The organism is Pontibacter coccineus, assembly GCF_030546575.1.
Lineage (GTDB): Bacteria > Bacteroidota > Bacteroidia > Cytophagales > Hymenobacteraceae > Pontibacter > Pontibacter coccineus.
This window is the reverse complement of the sequence record NZ_JAUOTN010000001.1, coordinates 580,454-596,348: the sequence shown is the minus strand read 5'-3', so window position 1 is coordinate 596,348 and position 15,895 is coordinate 580,454. Positions and strand designations below refer to the sequence as shown.

The window sequence follows — 15,895 nt, the reverse complement described above, 5'->3', positions numbered from 1 at the left end:
ACATGGCAACAGTAAACGGGGCACCCCTGAGTTTTGAGGCGGTCATCGAATCCAACGACTTCGAAAAGGCGCTGGATAGGATGGTAGCCAAAACAATGAAGCTGGCACAGGAACAGCAAAAGGCTGCTGAGGCGGGCATACAAGGGCAAAAGGAGCAAGTCAGACAGAATCAGGCGCTGCAGAAGTCTGTCCTGCAGCTTCAGATTCAAATGGACAGTTACCGGGCCATTGTGGCGAAGTCTACCGACCCTGCCGTTATCGCCAAGTACAACGGCGAGATCCGCAAGATCGAACAAACAATTAAGCAGATCGGCAGCATCGGGTCCAAAGGGTTCGACGCCATGGGGCGCCCGCTAAAAGAGCAGTTGAGTGTTCTGGGGAAATTGGAGAAAGCCGCCAAACTCTACCAGGACGCGATCAGCAAAGCCACCTCTGAGCAGAACATTATCAAGTACAACAAGAAGCTGGAGGAAACCAACAAGGAGATAAACCGCCTGAAAAACGCCGGGCGTTCTGGTTTCGATGCCATGGGAAACCAGATACAGGCGAACACCGGCTTGCTGGAGAAGTTCAAAGGCGGCTTACTGGGCATTGCATCTGTCTTTGGGGTGGCCTTTGGCGTAACGCAGCTGATCGCATGGGGCAAAGAACTGTTCAATATAGCAGCCAAAGCAGAGGGTATTGAATTGGCCTTTTCAAGACTCGGACAGCCGGGCCTATTGGATAACCTGAGAGCCGCGACCAGGGGCACCGTAGATGACCTGACGCTGATGAAAACAGCTGTCAAGGCCTCCGACTTCAAAATACCCATGGACACGCTCGGGAAGGGTCTGGCATTCGCTCAACAGAAAGCCAAGGACACCGGACAGGACATCGACTACATGGTGGAGTCCCTGATCACAGGCATCGGTCGTAAGTCATTGCCTATCCTGGACAACCTCAATCTTTCTTCGCAGGAGATACAACAGGAGTTCCAGAAAACAGGCGACTTTGCGCAGGCCGTGGGTAACATCATCGAACGGGAGATGGCGCGAAGCGGTAAAGCGGTGGATACCCTGTCTGAAAAATCGGGAGGCGCTGCAACTGTGTGGGCAAACCTGAAAACGGAGATTGCGGGCTTCTTCCGCACGGCACTGGACCCCGGCGCACTCAACACCGACAAAATAACGGAGATCACCGGCACGATCGTCAAGTCATTCGGGGAGGCCACCAAGATGTCATCTGACCAGCTCAACAACGGTGTTGCGGAGCTTAAAAAGGAAAGGGATAAATTAGAGAAGAAGCGCCTGGAACTGGACGCCAAGTTTAAGGGCCTGAAGTATGACGCACTCTACAACGAGAAAGCGGACCGGATCATGCGGCAGGACGTTGCCCTGAGAGAGGAACTGCAGGCCGTGAACAACGTGCTGAGTGTGTACCAAAAACAGACGGTGACGCTGGCCAACAACGAACGCATATCCAGAAATATCCTGTCCGTAGCTGAGCTGCAAGCCAAGGCGGAGTCTTTGCGCACCAAGGCCATGGAGATCATCCCCACCACCTCAGAGGATAAGAAAAACCGGGCCAACCTGCTCAAGGAAGCGGAAGAGATCCAAAAGGAGATCGATAAGATACTCGGCAAGTCTGACAAGAACCGGGACAAAAAAGCCAGTGCCGACGCGGAGCGGATGATCCGGCAGCGGGAAGCCCTCTTAAGGCAATTGCAGGGGCTAGAGGAAGAGTACGGGCGTAAGGGCATGACCCGCGAAAAGGCAGAGGAACAGGCTATTCTGGATAAGTTCAAGCGCCTGAAATCCGAGATAAACGAGTTCAACAAAAGCAAGGGGGCGGTTGCCATTGACGTGGCACTATTGGAGCCCATGCAGGAGAAAGCGATCAACGACCTGCGTTATTCCCAGGAAACGGAAAAGCTGAATATATCACTGGAACAACAAAAGCAACTGTATATACAACACGAAGCGTTTAAAAAGGAGTATGGCGAAAAGGCCGCAACGGAGCGTTTCCAGCATGACATTGACCTTTCGAAAACCTATTTGGATGTCATCCAGGAGCAACTCAACGAGGTAAGAGCAATCCCGGCTGACCAACTAACGGACATGAACCAGGAGCGCTATATCAAGCTGCTGAAGGACGAGGAAGAAGAGAAAAAGCGCATCCGCAACAGTGCATTGGATGAAAACATCAAAGGATTTGCCCGGCTGTTGGATGCCACGAAAAACGCGGCGGACGAGCGGCTGAAGGTAGAAGAGAAGTATCTGAAAGACCTTGCGTTGTTGGAGTCCAGCCTGGCGGGGCCAGACAACGAAGCGGAACTAAACCGCCGCAAGGCCGTGCTCGGAGAGCGAAAACAGCAGGAGATCGATTCTGTTAACGACGGCTATGCGGCCAAAATGGAGGCTTTTAAACGCCTGTTTAACGGCATCACGGATCTGAGCGACAGCGCCGCCAAAGAGGTGATAGCGGACGCTGAGGCGATGCTCAACGCCCTGGTAGCCAGTGGTAAAATCTCCGCCGAATTCGCTGACAAGATCCGTAAGAACCTCAAAGAGGCAGGCAACAGTTTGAAGGACCGCTTCCCGCAACGCCTGGCTAATCTCTCAGCCGAGATGCGCAATTTGGCGGGCGCTGTCTCCACTGTAGACGAACAGTTTTCCCGTATCCTGGGCACTACGGCCAATGTGATTGGCAACGTGGTGCAGATCAAGGACAGCATGGACGCTATGAAGAAGGCCAATGCAGACAAGGACCTGTTAGGCGGCATTACGGCGGGTCTTGGCATCTTCGGAGCAGTAACTTCCATCATGCAGACCATCGTGGACATTGGTAACCGTCCACAGCAGGAACGCCGGGCACGGGAGGACGCACAGCAAAGCTACCAGCAGCAAATGCAGATCAAGGCCATTGAGGGCGTAACCCGCGCCGTGGAGCGTCAATTAGCCCTGATCAAAGAACTGTACGGCACCGAAAGGCTGGTGGAGTACCGCAAGAGCCTGACGCAGATACGCCTGGAGATGGAAAAGCAATACGGCCAACTGGCAGATGCAGGGCCTGTGGCCAACCCCAAGGAAGGATTGACAGGGGAGGTGCTACTGCTGACAGGCGACAAACGGGTAGACGAGGTCATCGCCAAACTCAACAAAGGGCAGGGGGTCTACTTTGCTGAGCTGGAGCGTGTGCGGGAATGGATTGCCAAAAACGGGCCGCTCCAAACACTGGACCCGCTTATTAAGGCGCTTGAAAATGACGACACTTCCCTGCAGGCCATGGCCGATCTTAGAAAGCTGTTAGACGAGGGGAAACTGGACGAGGTGACTGCCGCCATGGTGGAGAACCTATTAGCTCTACAGGAACAGTTTAAGGACACGCTGAATGCCATCCGGGCCGAGGTAACAGGCACCTCCATTGAGAGCCTGGCCGATGATTTGGTGGAACTGTTCGCCCGTGGCAACGCGGCTGCGGCGGACTTTGCCGAAAATTTTGAGGAGATCATGAAGCGTTCCATCCTCAATTCTTTCAAACGAAACGCTCTTGAAAAGGAACTGCAGGAGTTCTACGCCGATTTCGCGGAGTATGCCGAAACCGGGGGTAGTCTATCGGATCTGGAGATTGCCACCCTACGGGCAGAGTATGACCGGATTATCAAGAGTGCTGAGGAGAAGTTTCAAGAGTTGGCAAAAGTAACGGGTGTATCCTTTGCGCCTGAGGCGGACAGTTCCGGGCAGACGGGCCTAGCAGGCGCTATTCGCGGCATGACGGAGCAGCAGGCGGATTTACTTGCTGGGCAGTTCGGCGCTGTCAGGCTGCATTTAGCGGAGTTGGTAGGAATGAAACGGCAGGAAATGGGCCTGGATACCGACAACTCTTTCTTGCTGCAGCAGTCTTTCAGCCTGAAAGAGCAGACGCGTTTAGCGACCGAATCTCTACAGGTACATTTGCGGATGGATCAGAAGCTTGGGGAAATCGTCCTATCATCGGCGGATTCTGTAAACAAGCTGTCCCAAGTTGTACAGGCACAAGGGGAACAAGTGCGGTCCTTACGCTCTATTGACAACAAGATGAGCAGCACGAACGAGATACTTAGAGCCAATGGAGGATAGCATTAAGCCCTGGGATTAGCCTAGGGGTTTAACTCTTTAATGTGCTGATAGTCCACATGGTACTCCATGCCGTCAGCGTCTCGCACTTTGGCGTTGATGCCGTCTGGGTTGTAAAGGTCTACGGCTAACAGGGTTACTTTGTCCCCGTGCCGGAAGGATCCCGTTTTGTGGCTTTTATAAACCTGATAAGCAGGAACCTCTATGTAGTTCTGAACTGCCTCAGACCATGCGACAATCATAACCTCCTTGCCTTTGTGGTTCTCCCCCAAAGCGGAGAGGCTGGCCTTAAAGTCCGCCTCCTGCTGCAGGGCCTTGTCTTGTGCCGTGGCCTGCTGATAAGCGGTAGCGGTGCCCGTCACAAAGTCATATACCAAGTACAGGACTACCAGTGTAGCCACGACGATCAGGGTGGTCTTTACGGTTTTCATCGGTGTTTTTTCACCAAGTATACGCAATAATCTATATAAAGTACAGCCTTTCAGAAAATATGCACTACACCATACAACGCGGCACCCAGGACATTCTCACGATCAGGCCCGAGGGCACCCTCACGAAACGGTTAATGGGGGAGAACATCGTCCAGTTCACCTTTGACGCCGTGGGCTACACCGAACTCAGGTTAGGCGACACGGTGACCGTTTTCGGAGAAACCCACTACCTCAACCGCCTGCCCCAAATCGAGAAGCTCAACTCCAGGGAGTACCGCTATACGTGCGTGTTCGAGACCGTGGCCTATGACCTGGGCAAGATCGCCTACCTGATGATGGGGGATGACAACTCGCTGAAGGAAACGGACTTTGCGCTGATGGGCAACGCGGACGCCTTCCTCGATCTCTTGCTCAAGAACGCCAACCGGGTGCAGTCGGGCTGGACCAAGGGCATGGTGGACTCCACGATCTTCAAGAACCTGACCTTCTCGAAGGAGAACTGCCTGCAGGTCCTTTCCAAGATCGCCATGGAGTTCAACACCGAGTTCTGGGTGGTGGACAAGACCATCCACCTGAGCAAGCGCGGGCCCATCTCCGGTTTAACGTTTGAGTACGGCAAGGGGAAGGGGCTCTATCGATTGGACCGCAAGAACAAGGACGGGGCCAACGTCCTGACCCGACTGTACGCCTACGGCTCGACCAACAACCTCAAAGACGATTACCGCAACTTCTCCACCCGCCTGCTGTTACCCCTGGCTACCGGACCTTACCTGGAAAAGAACGTGTCGGAGTACGGGGTGATCGAGCACGCCGAAATATGGGAGGACATCTTCCCAAGAAGGGAAAGCACGGTGACGGCCGTGGGCGACATGTTCACCTTCTACGACAGCGCCATGGACTTCAACCTGAACGACTATCTGTTGCCGGGGGAGAGCGCCAAGGTGACGTTCAACTCGGGACAGTTGGCGGGCTACACCTTTGAGATCATAGGCTACAACAACGCCGCCAAGGCCTTCTCCTTCAAGAAGAACGAGGAGGAGAAATCGCTGGAGATCCCCAACGAGTACCTCAAGCCCTACCCGGGGGATGAGTATGTGCTGGTGGATATTTTCATGCCCGAAACCTACGTCACGGCGGCGGAAAACGAGCTGCAAACAAGGGCGCAGGAGTACCTGGACCAGAACAGCGTGCCGCGTGTTTTGTACAGCGTGGAGTGTGACCCGCTGCACTTCCAGCGGGAGGGGGTCTACATTTCCCTGGGTTCCTTCGTGCAGGTGAAGGACGAAGCCATGGGCGTGGATTTGCCCATGCGCGTGATCGCCCTGACACGGGATGTAGCGAACGGTTACCGCTACACATTGGAGCTCTCGGAGGCCTTCACCATCCCGCAAATCCTGCGGCAGTACGCCCAAGCCGACAAGCTCAACAAGTACATCTCCCAGCAGGAGCGCCCTGTGCAGACTGCCCCCCCGTTCGTGCCCAGGTGGTATCCGCTCTTGTTAGGCCCCGGCAGTGAAACGGCAGGAGCGACCGAGGAAACCCAAAGAGCTGAGTACATGAAGGACTCCCACGGGCTGGTGCATCTGCGGGGCGTGATCTACTGCAACAACACCAACCCGGGACACATGTTCACCCTGCCCATCGGACACCGCCCCGGCCGTAACGTGTGGTTCAACCCCGTGGTGCTGGGCGGGTACGCTTCCATGATGGTGTGGGCCTCGGGCGTGGCCTCTTTCTTTTCCCCTTCGCCCAAGCCCATCAGCGTCCATTTGAACGGGCTTTATTTCCAGGCAGAGGACAAATACACCGCCCCGGTTTCCGAGCCGCCCACTGACACCCCGGAGCATTACGTGCGGCTAAAGAGCGTGCAGGTAAGTGGCTTCTTCTTGGATTGCTCGGGTATCCCGACCTATGAATACAGCATTGCGGCGGTGATCGAGTCCAACAAATCGGGCACCTACACGCTCTCCAACCAGGCCTCGGGCCGCACGGCCACCGTCACCTTTGCGGCGGGGGATACGGTCAAGAGCATCGGTCTTGCGGGCAACCGCGAGTTCTTCGGCGGGGACCCCTACAGCGTGACCATCCACCTTTCCGGGGCGGACGCGGGGCAGGATTCGCTGCCGGTGCAGGTGACCAATACGTACCGCGAGAACGCCGCAACCGCCTGCGAGACAGGAGGACCGGGAGACCCGCAGGATCAGTAAACCCCGTTGCGAGGGGGCAAGCTAAACCGGCTCCTTTTTTAGCACAGGGGCCGGGTTATGGGTAAATTTAACACTATGGCAGGAGCTTCCTCAAGATGGTTTTTAAACGGCGTGGACACGTTCCTCGCCTACGGGTTTGCCGTGATGGAGGGGCAGGCCGCGTTCCTTTCCTTCCCCAAGCGCAAAGACTCGCTTTCCCATTCGTGGGCCGAGGAGAACGGGGTGGAGATCGACCTGGGGCTCCCCCGGTTCGAGGCCAAGGAGGTGCGCTTAAAATGTGTATTCATCGCTCCTGACGAGCAGGCCTACTGGGCCAACCGGAATGCTTTCTTTGCTGCTTTAGCGGCTCCCGGCTGGCAACAATGGCAGATCGCCGACCACGGCAAGACCTACTCGGTCTACTACAAGGAGTCCAATAACTTCAGGTTAGTCACCAAGCGCCTAAAGACAGAACAGGAGGTGGTGTGCACCTTTGAACTGGTGCTGGTGGCCTCGGATGAACTGATTCCCAACGAGGCAACCAATGGAGACCCGGTCTATATCCGTGACCAGAACGGCACGCTGATCATCACCAAGCCCCCCGGCTCCACTTATACGGTCCAGTCTATCACACAAATCCATGGGGGCAACCTCTCCCAGGGAGATGAACAGTACACCCCGCTTGTGGGCTTAATCCAAGGAGAACCACTCTAATGTACATACCCGTTTTAGTTCGGCAGGGCACTGCGTCCGAGGCTGCAGCCAACAACAAAATACTGAAGGTAGGGGAGTTCGGTTATGAGACCGACACCTACAAGCTCAAGATAGGCCGGGGGCTGTCGTGGAACAACACGCCCTACTTTGCAGAGGGAGGGTCCGCCATTATAGGGGATTTAGCCAACCTGCTAACACAGGATAAATCCCTGCTCGTAAACGCCATCAACGAACTGTTCACCTCCAAGGTGGACAAGGTGGAGGGCATGGGACTGAGTGAGCAGAACTTCTCTTCTGAAGACAAGGCCAAGCTCGACACGCTCTCTAGCTACGTGCACCCGGACACGCACCCGGCTACGATGATTGAGCAGAGCCCGACGCACCGCTTCCATACGGACGTGCAGGCCGCCAGGTGGGATGACAAGTACACCAAGAGCGAAACCGACAACAAGATCATCGGCTTTGCGGCGGGGCTTATCTGGAAGGGCGCTGTCGTGAACTTTGCCGACCTGGCTTCCACTTACCCAAATCCGCAAAACAACTGGACCGCCCGTGTTACGTCTGAGGGAAAGGTGTACCGCTATGACACGTCTTCGGCGGCGTGGACCTATATCTTTGACTCGGTGGACCCTTTAGCCACTTCTGTTCTGGACGGCAACATGTCCAAAGAGGACAAGGTGAAGCTGGACAGCATCGCTGTGGGAGCCACCAAGAACGCCACAGACGCACAACTCCGGGACAGAAGCACCCACACCGGAACACAGCTTATCAGCACCGTGCAGGGCCTGCAAGCAGTTCTGAACACGAAGGTGGAAACGGTCAACCAATTAGTACCGGACGCCAACAAGAACGTGCAGGTGACCGCCTCTCACGTGGACAACACAGTGAATGATGTAAGCTGGTGGGGCACAACGATTATAAGGGTAAAAGGGGCGTTTGACTTTCTGGCCAACCGCGTGAAAATGCTCGAAGGGAGGGTGACCTACATCGAGCAGAACGGCGGCGGGACCGGCGGAGGGGAAGCAAACATCGACTTCAGCACCTATGCTGACTACACGATGGAGGCACCCGAGGCAGATACGGACATCCTGGCCACCCAACGGGTAGACGGCACCAAGCGGAAATGGACATTGGCAGGGTTAAAGGCCTGGGTGCTTTCCCTGCTGGGGGACTACCTGCCGCTCGTATTTGACAGGGAGCACATTCTGGCGGCGGGGGAGCACGACTTCGGGCACGCGCACCGCATCGAGAACGCCTCGGAGGTGTTGACAGCCCTGCACCGCACCTATTCAGGCATCCCCTACTCAGAAGTGACCACTCAAAGAGCAGACGGGAGCCGCGCCCTGGTCAAGGAGGACTACTATGGCCCGCTCCTGTTCCCGCTGCGCACCTATGAGATCGAAATAGGCGGGCAGGTGTACCGCTCCGAGCTGTTCCAGAAGTGGGAAAGCGGCATCTTCTCCGTGGGCTGGCAGATGACCACCCCGCAGGGCGGCTTTTCCTTCGAGCAACGGCAGGACGGCAAGCTCTACCTCAACGGGGAGCCCTTCTCAGCAGGCGGAGGGGGAACGCCTGTCACTTTGTACCCTTCCACCGGCCAGAACACAGACGGGGCCATGACCCAGAAAGCCGTGACGGATGCCATCGCTGCGGCGGGCACAGGGGGCAACACCCCGCAGGCGCTCACTGACGCAGCCACCGTCACCTGGGATTATACGCAGGGCAACATCGCTACCCTCTCCATCGCGGGCACCCGGTTGCTGACTGTCACCAACTCCGCGCACGGCGACATGGGCCTGCTGCACCTGGCCCACGCGGCGGCGGGCACGGCGCTGACACTGGCGGGCAACAAGGAGACGGGCTTTGCCTACTCCACCGGCGCAAACGACCTGGACATCCTGGGCTTTGTCAATATCAACGGCGTGCTGAACTGGAGCATTTCCAACTTCGGCAGCGCGGAGATAGGAGGCAATGAGCCACCGGCCTACCAGCTGGAGGGGTACAGCCTGCTTGACTTCCCGAACCAGTCGCCAGCCGGGGCCATCCGGGAGATCGAGCCGGACGTGTTCACCACCGTCGCCACCACCGGCTCAGGCTACGGGGCGAAAGGCGTGAGTAGCCTCTACCTCCCGGCGGGTGTGGACGGCGGCATTGCCGTTTGCAGGAAGCAGGGCGAAGACGGGGAGGTGGTCTTCGGCCTGCACGACAACAGCAACTTCCCGGCCTGGAATATTATGAAATGGGGCGCGTTCCTATCCCCTGGCACCTCAGATTCCTACGCCATGCAGGCCGGGGTACTGTCCTCCAAGCTGACCAGCACCAGCCCGGTGGGTGGATGGCTGCGCGTGTACCGTGCCGGGACAACGGTGAGGCTCCAGCGCAGCGCGGACGGGTTGGCGTGGACCAACATCCTCACGTACACCAACACATCGGACGCGGCCCTCTACTTCTGCATTGACGTGAATGCCAACAGCGGCGGGCGCAAGCTGAGTTATCCACAGGTTATCGGGGCTGTCTAATGGGGGTGCAGCACATCATCGCACAGATGGCCCGCAGGGGGGCATCTGCCCCGGCCACACCTGCGGAAACCACCGCCTTTGACTATAGCACCACCTCCTCCGGTTTCGCGCACACGGTCTACGACTATGCCCGCACCGGCTACCGGGGGCGCTCGGCACTGGCCGAGGTGTCACACCAGACCAACCATACGACCCTGGCGGTTACCTGGCACACGCAAGGCAGCACCTCACCGCCCCTGCTGCTCAACGTGTACGTGAACGGGGGGCATCACGCGGTGCTGACACCTACCGGGGGGGCGACCTTTTCGACTGCCTCCTGTGCCCTGCCCGCAGGCACCAAGACGGTCTTGCTCCGGCAGGGGGGCACCTGGCCCGTGTCCGGCGCGGTGCGGGGCGCCGACATCACCGGAGCAACCTACTCAGGCGGCACGTTTGCCACCGCCTCCGTACCCGCCAGAAAGGCAAGCCGCATGGTGACCTGTTCGGACAGTATCGGTGTCGGAGCGGGAACGGCCAATAACGGACGCTATGCCTGGCAGGTGCTTTTAAGGGAGCAGTTGCCCGGTTGGGAGTTCGCCTCGATGGGGGCGGCGGGCGCAGGGGCAGCTATCGTGCAGAACCCCAACGACGCGCAGCGCCTGGTCAATTACCTTTCAGGAGCCAACAGGAAAGTGCTGTGGTGGGCGCTCGGAACCAACGACTACAACGCAGACCCGGCGACCTGGGGGGCAAACTTGGCCAACTGGCTCGAAAGCGTACATGCCCTAGACCCGGCCATTGAGGTGAAGGTGCAGACGATGATCTGGCGTGAGGGATTCGAAACGCAAGTAGAGCCATTGCGGCAGCAGATGCGCGACATCGCAGCGGCCAGAAGCTGGTGCCAGCTCGTGGAGGCTTCCAACTGGATACCTATTGACCAGTACTACCCCGATGCCTTGAAAGTACACCCCAACGAGCAAGGGAACGAAACCTTTGCAAGCAGGGTCAAGGATGTTTTAACCACGCAAACCTAAAACCATGAACAACCAAACCAGAATCATCGCCGCCGTGCTAGTATTCTTCCTATTAGTCGGAGCGGCTATTGCCATCTTTGAACCGGACGGGGGGCATCCCCAAAAAAAAAGACGGCTATGACTGCATCGAGGAGGTGATGACTTCACTGGACGAGCCGGACGCGCACATCTGGCTACCGTGCAGGCTGAAGCTGTGCGACAAGCTGCAATACATCGGAACCCTTCAAACCTAACCTATCCTGATATGAAACTATCCATCAAAGTAAGTTACCCTTCCTAATGCCCCAACGAATCCTAAAACTGATCGAGGCCAAACCCGCCCTCGTTGAAACGGCCCTCTATTTATCAAGTTGGCTCTACCTGACTCTGTCCCCCTATGATCTGGCAGAGAAGATCATCTACGGGGTGCTGACGGGCGTGGGCGTGGCTAGTGGGAAATGGATAGTGGAGGCTATACAGAAACGAATCAGACTCAGAAAGAAATGATAAAGCTCATCAAACGACACAAGACCACCATCACCGGCATCATCACCGCCTTGCTTTGTCTGGGCGGGGTGGTGCGCTACTTTTTGGGGCAGATAGACGCCACCGAACTGATGGCCTTCACCGGAATAGTGAACACGGTAGCCATTACGATAGTGGGAGCCTTTGCCAAGGATGGCGAGGTGAAGAAGAAGTGTGAAGAACCTAACCAATAACACAGGACGTATGCGCAAGATAGACAACCTCGTAATCCATTGTACTGCCACGGTGCAGACAGCCAAAGTAGAGAGTATACAACGCTATTGGCGGGACACGCTCAAGTGGCGTTCTAGTGGCTACCACGTCATCATAGAGGCGAACGGGAACATTGTAAGGCTGGCAGAAGATAGTGCCGTGTGCAACGGCGTAGCAGGCCACAACAGCAATTCTTTGCATGTGTCCTACATCGGAGGGATAGACGCGAAAGGAAAGGGACTCGACAACCGAACGCCTCAGCAGAAGGTCGCCTTGTGGCAGGTCATCAAAGCATGGAAACAAAAGTACCCCAACGCCAAAGTCTTGGGGCACCGCGACTTTCCGTCAGTAAAAAAAGAATGCCCGAGCTTTGATGCGGGCAAATGGTGGGAATCACTTCAAAACTAACAGACATGAAATACGCCATCTACATTCTACTAGCCTTTGCGCTGTTCACCTCCTGCCGTAGTTCACAAATAGTGAACAAACCCCTCGAAGTGAACGCCCCCGACTCCCTGCCAGACCCTGCAAGTGCTAACGGGTGGGTCTTTGTCCGAACCTCAGTAGAGGGGGGAATCTACGTGCCCCCTGTGGCCCCCAAAAAAGTAAAGACCGTTGTCAAGGACAGGTCAAGGATAAAGGATGCGATTGTGGCTTACGATGGCGCTACGGTCACAAATGATGAATCCTTGACAAAGGACAAAAGCAAGGACAAGCCCAAAGTAAAGGCCGACATCATAGGAGATGGCAACTCGCAAACTAAAGCGGATTCCAGTAAGTTCGACTGGATCAAGTACGTCTGTGTGGCGGTGATCGTGTTGGTGCTCTTGTATGTGTTCTATCCCTTCATTGCTCGGTTTAGAAGGTAAATTAGGGCAACAGCCGGGCTTTCGGCACTCGTTCTTTTAATACCATCGGCTTTACCGATAGTATTAAAAGGAACTCAAACAATGCCTCTATCCCTGTTGCGTTCCGATAGTAAATTTATCCACTTAACTACTTGTATATTATATAGTTAATTGCTATTTTAGTGTTGTAGATAGTGGCAGAAGAAATTGCAGGGTATACTGGTAGAGCAGGAACCCGTCCGAAATCCTTCAGAAGGCTTTGTAACTATTGCCCGTCAAGGTAGCAAATCTCTAACTATAAGGACTGTGCACACATCCAGGTGTGCCTATCTACAATTTACCTATTAAATAGATAACAACGCTCTGAGCTTTGAAGACTTCTGCGCTTATTGTGAGTGTGTTGTTGCAGCCCGCCAGGAAGAAGCCGACACGCAAATGACAGCCGCTTATTACAGATAACAACAGGCCCTTCGGGGCTTTTACTTTATTTATAAAAAGAGAAAAGATGGGTATGCCGACAATCGAAAAATTGATAGAAGAACTGCCTTGGCGCATCAAAGGCGATTACAGGCTGCTAATACGTAAGTATGATGGCCCGAATGCTAAGTATTCAGTCGCCTATGTGGATTTGGATTTAAATCTGAAACAGGATTTCTTTGCGCCAACTCTTTTAGAGTGTCTCCATGAAATGAAGATATATTTGGCAATGAGGCCGGAACTCACAAACTACTAATGCAGGAACCTATCATCAAGCTTAACGGCTGGAAAACCATTAAGGACTACGCCAAAGAAAAGCAGGTCACAACCAACTGCATCAGCAAGCTGGTAAAACTGAATAAAATAGACTGGCGGGAGTATCCCGAGCTAAACGGGTTGAAGCTGGTAAAGGAACGCGCTAACGATAGAGCCGATACCCCACAGCGAGGAACGAGCGAGGAGTAAAGGCGAAAGCGTGTGAAAGCGCCCAACGAAAGGGGGTAGGAGAAAAGATATTGCCGAAAGCGTGGCCCTTTAGGGAGCGCCCTCCTTAGGATTTGTGCCAGTTGCTTTCCATCCCGTAAAGATAGGGCAAAAGAACAAAATTCAGCGGTTGCAGGCACATTACGGGGCACACGGTTTTCGTAAGTGACTGATTTTTAAAATAGTCTATGGGTTCAGGTGGGCCCACAGAAAATCAAGCACTTATCTCGGAGAGAGGTAAGTGCTTTTTTGTTTAGGGACTTTATTTTGTTTATTCCCCATCTCCAAACGTTTTGTTCCTGTTTTGCCTGAGACACTTAAAAAATAGTACAACATATAGTGCAAAATAAAAGAATCCGGAAGTACCTTTGCTTTTTGGGAGAAGTAAGTGTTAAGGTTTAAAAACCAGCAGTTTATAACCTATTGTTTACGCCTTTTAATTTCTCTTGAAGACTTAATACATTATTTTATTTACCCAAGACACCTGCAGCCAGGTGCAATTCTAATGACAGTCGCAATTACCCCACCTGATAACAAGCAGCAGGTACATCTCCTCTCAACTGATTTTGTTGAAATCATACACAATGCTGTGGATGATTTGCTACTTGTGCGATGGCTGCGGCCGGTGCAAAGCCACGAATACCGTTCTGGGATAGAGGAGACAGGCCGTGTGCTGTTAGAACTGGGGCTAGAGAAGCTCCTGGTAAACAACCAGCGCATGGGCGTGCTAACCATGGATAACCAGGGTTGGCTGGCGACTATCTCTATCCAAATGATCTCCCAAAGTAACCTAAAGCAACTGGCGATCATCTCTTCCACCGACTTCTTCCAACAGCACACCAATGAGAAACTCGATAGCAGAGTAAAAGAGCAAACACCTTACTTCGATACCCAGTACTTCCTGATAGAGCGGGAAGGGCTGGAATGGCTGAAAGGATGCTAAACAACAAACGCCGCCTCCTTTCAGAGAGCGGCGTTTATTAAACACTCAACTAAACAAACTTCTTACTTATCCCACCAAACACGACCATACAGGTTGTCCTGTCCGCTGAACTGGCGTTGTACTGCCTCGTTGTAGCTGGCGGCGTTGTTAAAGGATTCAGTAGCCGGGTAGCTGTTGCGGAGAGGCACCGCTTTGCCGTCAGGCTCCACCAGGTTGGTAGGGTAGCCGGTGCGGCGCCATTCAGCCCAGGCTTCGTAGCCGTGCATGAACAGGTGTATCCAACGCTGTGTCGCGATCTGCTCAATAGCGTTGGCCGGGTTGTAGGCAACGCCTTCCTGGCTCAGCAGGGCCGAAGCGCCAGCTGTGCTGCCCGTCCACTGCAGCAGCGACTGCTCGATGGCTTTGTTGTAATTGATCTGAGCTTCTGCGTCGCCACCGGCAATCCAGCCACGCTTGGCGGCTTCTGCTTTGGCAAACAGGGCCTGTGCGTAAGTTACAAGCTGTATGTGCGCATCCTGTTTCCAGATAGCAGGGCCCATCAGCGAGTAGTTGGTTACGTTTGGCAGACCTTGCATGGTGCCAAAAGGCAAGCCTCTGTACTCACCTGAGGTGCGTGCCGGCGTGCCGTATACCTGTAGTCGTGGGTCATTTACCGGCTTCAGTTTATTCACAAGCGTTTCAGTCAAAGCCCACCATTCGCGGTTTTGGTTCGATACCTGTCCATACCAGTAGTTCTGGTTGTTGGCATCGGCCAGGTGACGGAACATCAGGTTGTCGGCATTGGAAGTCATGATGCCGGCCTCCAGGGCCTTGTTGAACTCAGCGGCTCCTTTGGCAGGGTCCACTTCCGAAAGTCGAAGGGCCATCAGCATCCGGATGGTGTTACCAAGGCGCTTCCACTTGTTGATATCCCCGTTATACACAATGTCGTTGGAGATGTTGCCGGCCGTGATCTCGCTGTTGGCCTGCTCCAGCAAAGCGAACAGGTTAGTGTAGATCGACTCCTGGGTATCGTACTTCGGTGTGAAGTTTTCGACACCTTGCAGGGCTTCGCTGTAAGGCACATCGCCCCAGCGGTCGGTCACGTGCCAGAAGTAGTAGGCCTTCAGGATCTTGGCCACCGCCAGCTGGTTATTGATCGGGCCTTCGGTCGTGCTCAGCTTAGCCGTCGACAGGACGGTTTCCAAGTTCATGAGCGGCCCCTGGTAGATCCAGTAAAAGCTGGTACCGCCATCGGGGTAGAGGGAAGCACCCGGATACTGGGTCTCGGACAGGTACTGGGCATGAAACTGGGCCGAAGGCGTGGCGCTCAGGCTCGACAGCGAAAGCGCCGAATTGGCGATCAGCTGCGTAGCGGTGGCTTCGCTCGGCTCGTTAGGGTTAATGTTTATGTCCTCCTCAAACTTGTCGCAGCTTGCCAGCATAAAGCAAGACAAAAGCACTGCATATATTTTCTTCATTCTCATCTTC

15 protein-coding genes are annotated in these 15,895 nt (G+C 54.8%); 13 read left to right on the top strand and 2 right to left on the bottom strand.

The annotated features are described in order from the left end of the window. The first annotated feature begins 2 nt into the window (after positions 1-2). Positions 3-4,097: a hypothetical protein gene (locus tag Q4E40_RS02575; RefSeq protein WP_303409840.1), complete on the top strand. Its 4,095-nt coding sequence runs from the start codon at positions 3-5 to the stop codon at positions 4,095-4,097. 20 nt (positions 4,098-4,117) lie between these two features. Here the strand turns inward: Q4E40_RS02575 and Q4E40_RS02570 are convergent, their stop codons facing one another. After that, the gene (locus Q4E40_RS02570) at positions 4,118-4,525 is read right to left on the bottom strand and encodes a hypothetical protein (RefSeq protein WP_303409839.1); all 408 of its coding nucleotides are present in this window, start codon (positions 4,523-4,525) and stop codon (positions 4,118-4,120) included. A gap of 59 nt (positions 4,526-4,584) precedes the next feature. Between Q4E40_RS02570 and Q4E40_RS02565 the strand changes: the two genes are divergently transcribed. From Q4E40_RS02565 to Q4E40_RS02510, 12 genes are all read left to right on the top strand, one after another. Beyond that, positions 4,585-6,732, top strand: coding sequence for a phage tail protein (locus Q4E40_RS02565; protein WP_303409838.1), 2,148 nt, complete (start codon positions 4,585-4,587; stop codon positions 6,730-6,732). 75 nt (positions 6,733-6,807) lie between these two features. Next, complete coding sequence (locus tag Q4E40_RS02560; protein WP_303409837.1) at positions 6,808-7,425, top strand: hypothetical protein; 618 nt, start codon at positions 6,808-6,810, stop codon at positions 7,423-7,425. Next, the gene (locus Q4E40_RS02555; RefSeq protein ID WP_303409836.1) at positions 7,425-9,944 is read left to right on the top strand and encodes a hypothetical protein; all 2,520 of its coding nucleotides are present in this window, start codon (positions 7,425-7,427) and stop codon (positions 9,942-9,944) included. Before Q4E40_RS02560 ends, Q4E40_RS02555 begins: the two co-directional genes overlap by 1 nt. Before the next feature lie 5 nt (positions 9,945-9,949). Further along, the gene (locus tag Q4E40_RS02550; RefSeq protein WP_303409835.1) at positions 9,950-10,957 is read left to right on the top strand and encodes an SGNH/GDSL hydrolase family protein; all 1,008 of its coding nucleotides are present in this window, start codon (positions 9,950-9,952) and stop codon (positions 10,955-10,957) included. A gap of 77 nt (positions 10,958-11,034) precedes the next feature. Further along, entirely contained in the window at positions 11,035-11,190 is a 156-nt protein-coding gene (locus Q4E40_RS02545; protein ID WP_303409834.1) for a hypothetical protein, read from the top strand. Between the two features lie 46 nt (positions 11,191-11,236). Continuing rightward, a complete protein-coding gene (locus Q4E40_RS02540; protein ID WP_303409833.1) occupies positions 11,237-11,443 on the top strand; it encodes a hypothetical protein in 207 nt (68 codons plus the stop codon). Further along, complete coding sequence (locus tag Q4E40_RS02535; protein WP_303409832.1) at positions 11,440-11,655, top strand: hypothetical protein; 216 nt, start codon at positions 11,440-11,442, stop codon at positions 11,653-11,655. The genes Q4E40_RS02540 and Q4E40_RS02535 overlap by 4 nt, the downstream gene beginning before the upstream one ends. Positions 11,656-11,665: 10 nt before the next feature. Further along, a complete protein-coding gene (locus tag Q4E40_RS02530) occupies positions 11,666-12,082 on the top strand; it encodes an N-acetylmuramoyl-L-alanine amidase (protein ID WP_303409831.1) in 417 nt (138 codons plus the stop codon). A gap of 5 nt (positions 12,083-12,087) precedes the next feature. Further along, a complete protein-coding gene (locus Q4E40_RS02525) occupies positions 12,088-12,543 on the top strand; it encodes a hypothetical protein (protein WP_303409830.1) in 456 nt (151 codons plus the stop codon). A 490-nt stretch (positions 12,544-13,033) separates the two neighbouring features. Further along, positions 13,034-13,255 carry a hypothetical protein gene (locus Q4E40_RS02520; RefSeq protein ID WP_303409829.1) on the top strand — a complete coding sequence of 74 codons (222 nt, stop codon included), beginning with the start codon at positions 13,034-13,036 and terminating at the stop codon, positions 13,253-13,255. After that, positions 13,255-13,464, top strand: coding sequence for a hypothetical protein (locus Q4E40_RS02515; RefSeq protein ID WP_303409828.1), 210 nt, complete (start codon positions 13,255-13,257; stop codon positions 13,462-13,464). Before Q4E40_RS02520 ends, Q4E40_RS02515 begins: the two co-directional genes overlap by 1 nt. A gap of 523 nt (positions 13,465-13,987) precedes the next feature. Further along, a complete protein-coding gene (locus tag Q4E40_RS02510; RefSeq protein ID WP_303409827.1) occupies positions 13,988-14,425 on the top strand; it encodes a hypothetical protein in 438 nt (145 codons plus the stop codon). Positions 14,426-14,487: 62 nt separating this feature from the next. Here the strand turns inward: Q4E40_RS02510 and Q4E40_RS02505 are convergent, their stop codons facing one another. After that, the gene (locus Q4E40_RS02505; RefSeq protein ID WP_303409826.1) at positions 14,488-15,885 is read right to left on the bottom strand and encodes a SusD/RagB family nutrient-binding outer membrane lipoprotein; all 1,398 of its coding nucleotides are present in this window, start codon (positions 15,883-15,885) and stop codon (positions 14,488-14,490) included. Between the last annotated feature and the right edge of the window lie 10 nt (positions 15,886-15,895).

Excerpts from the sequence above, each read along its gene's own strand:
- Q4E40_RS02575 (WP_303409840.1), top strand. The coding sequence starts at position 3 with ATGGCAACAGTAAACGGGGCACCCCTGAGTTTTGAGGCGGTCATCGAA.
- Q4E40_RS02570 (WP_303409839.1), bottom strand. The coding sequence starts at position 4,525 with ATGAAAACCGTAAAGACCACCCTGATCGTCGTGGCTACACTGGTAGTC.
- Q4E40_RS02565 (WP_303409838.1), top strand. The coding sequence starts at position 4,585 with ATGCACTACACCATACAACGCGGCACCCAGGACATTCTCACGATCAGG.
- Q4E40_RS02560 (WP_303409837.1), top strand. The coding sequence starts at position 6,808 with ATGGCAGGAGCTTCCTCAAGATGGTTTTTAAACGGCGTGGACACGTTC.
- Q4E40_RS02555 (WP_303409836.1), top strand. The coding sequence starts at position 7,425 with ATGTACATACCCGTTTTAGTTCGGCAGGGCACTGCGTCCGAGGCTGCA.
- Q4E40_RS02540 (WP_303409833.1), top strand. The coding sequence starts at position 11,237 with ATGCCCCAACGAATCCTAAAACTGATCGAGGCCAAACCCGCCCTCGTT.
- Q4E40_RS02535 (WP_303409832.1), top strand. The coding sequence starts at position 11,440 with ATGATAAAGCTCATCAAACGACACAAGACCACCATCACCGGCATCATC.
- Q4E40_RS02530 (WP_303409831.1), top strand. The coding sequence starts at position 11,666 with ATGCGCAAGATAGACAACCTCGTAATCCATTGTACTGCCACGGTGCAG.
- Q4E40_RS02525 (WP_303409830.1), top strand. The coding sequence starts at position 12,088 with ATGAAATACGCCATCTACATTCTACTAGCCTTTGCGCTGTTCACCTCC.
- Q4E40_RS02520 (WP_303409829.1), top strand. The coding sequence starts at position 13,034 with ATGCCGACAATCGAAAAATTGATAGAAGAACTGCCTTGGCGCATCAAA.
- Q4E40_RS02515 (WP_303409828.1), top strand. The coding sequence starts at position 13,255 with ATGCAGGAACCTATCATCAAGCTTAACGGCTGGAAAACCATTAAGGAC.
- Q4E40_RS02510 (WP_303409827.1), top strand. The coding sequence starts at position 13,988 with ATGACAGTCGCAATTACCCCACCTGATAACAAGCAGCAGGTACATCTC.
- Q4E40_RS02505 (WP_303409826.1), bottom strand. The coding sequence starts at position 15,885 with ATGAAGAAAATATATGCAGTGCTTTTGTCTTGCTTTATGCTGGCAAGC.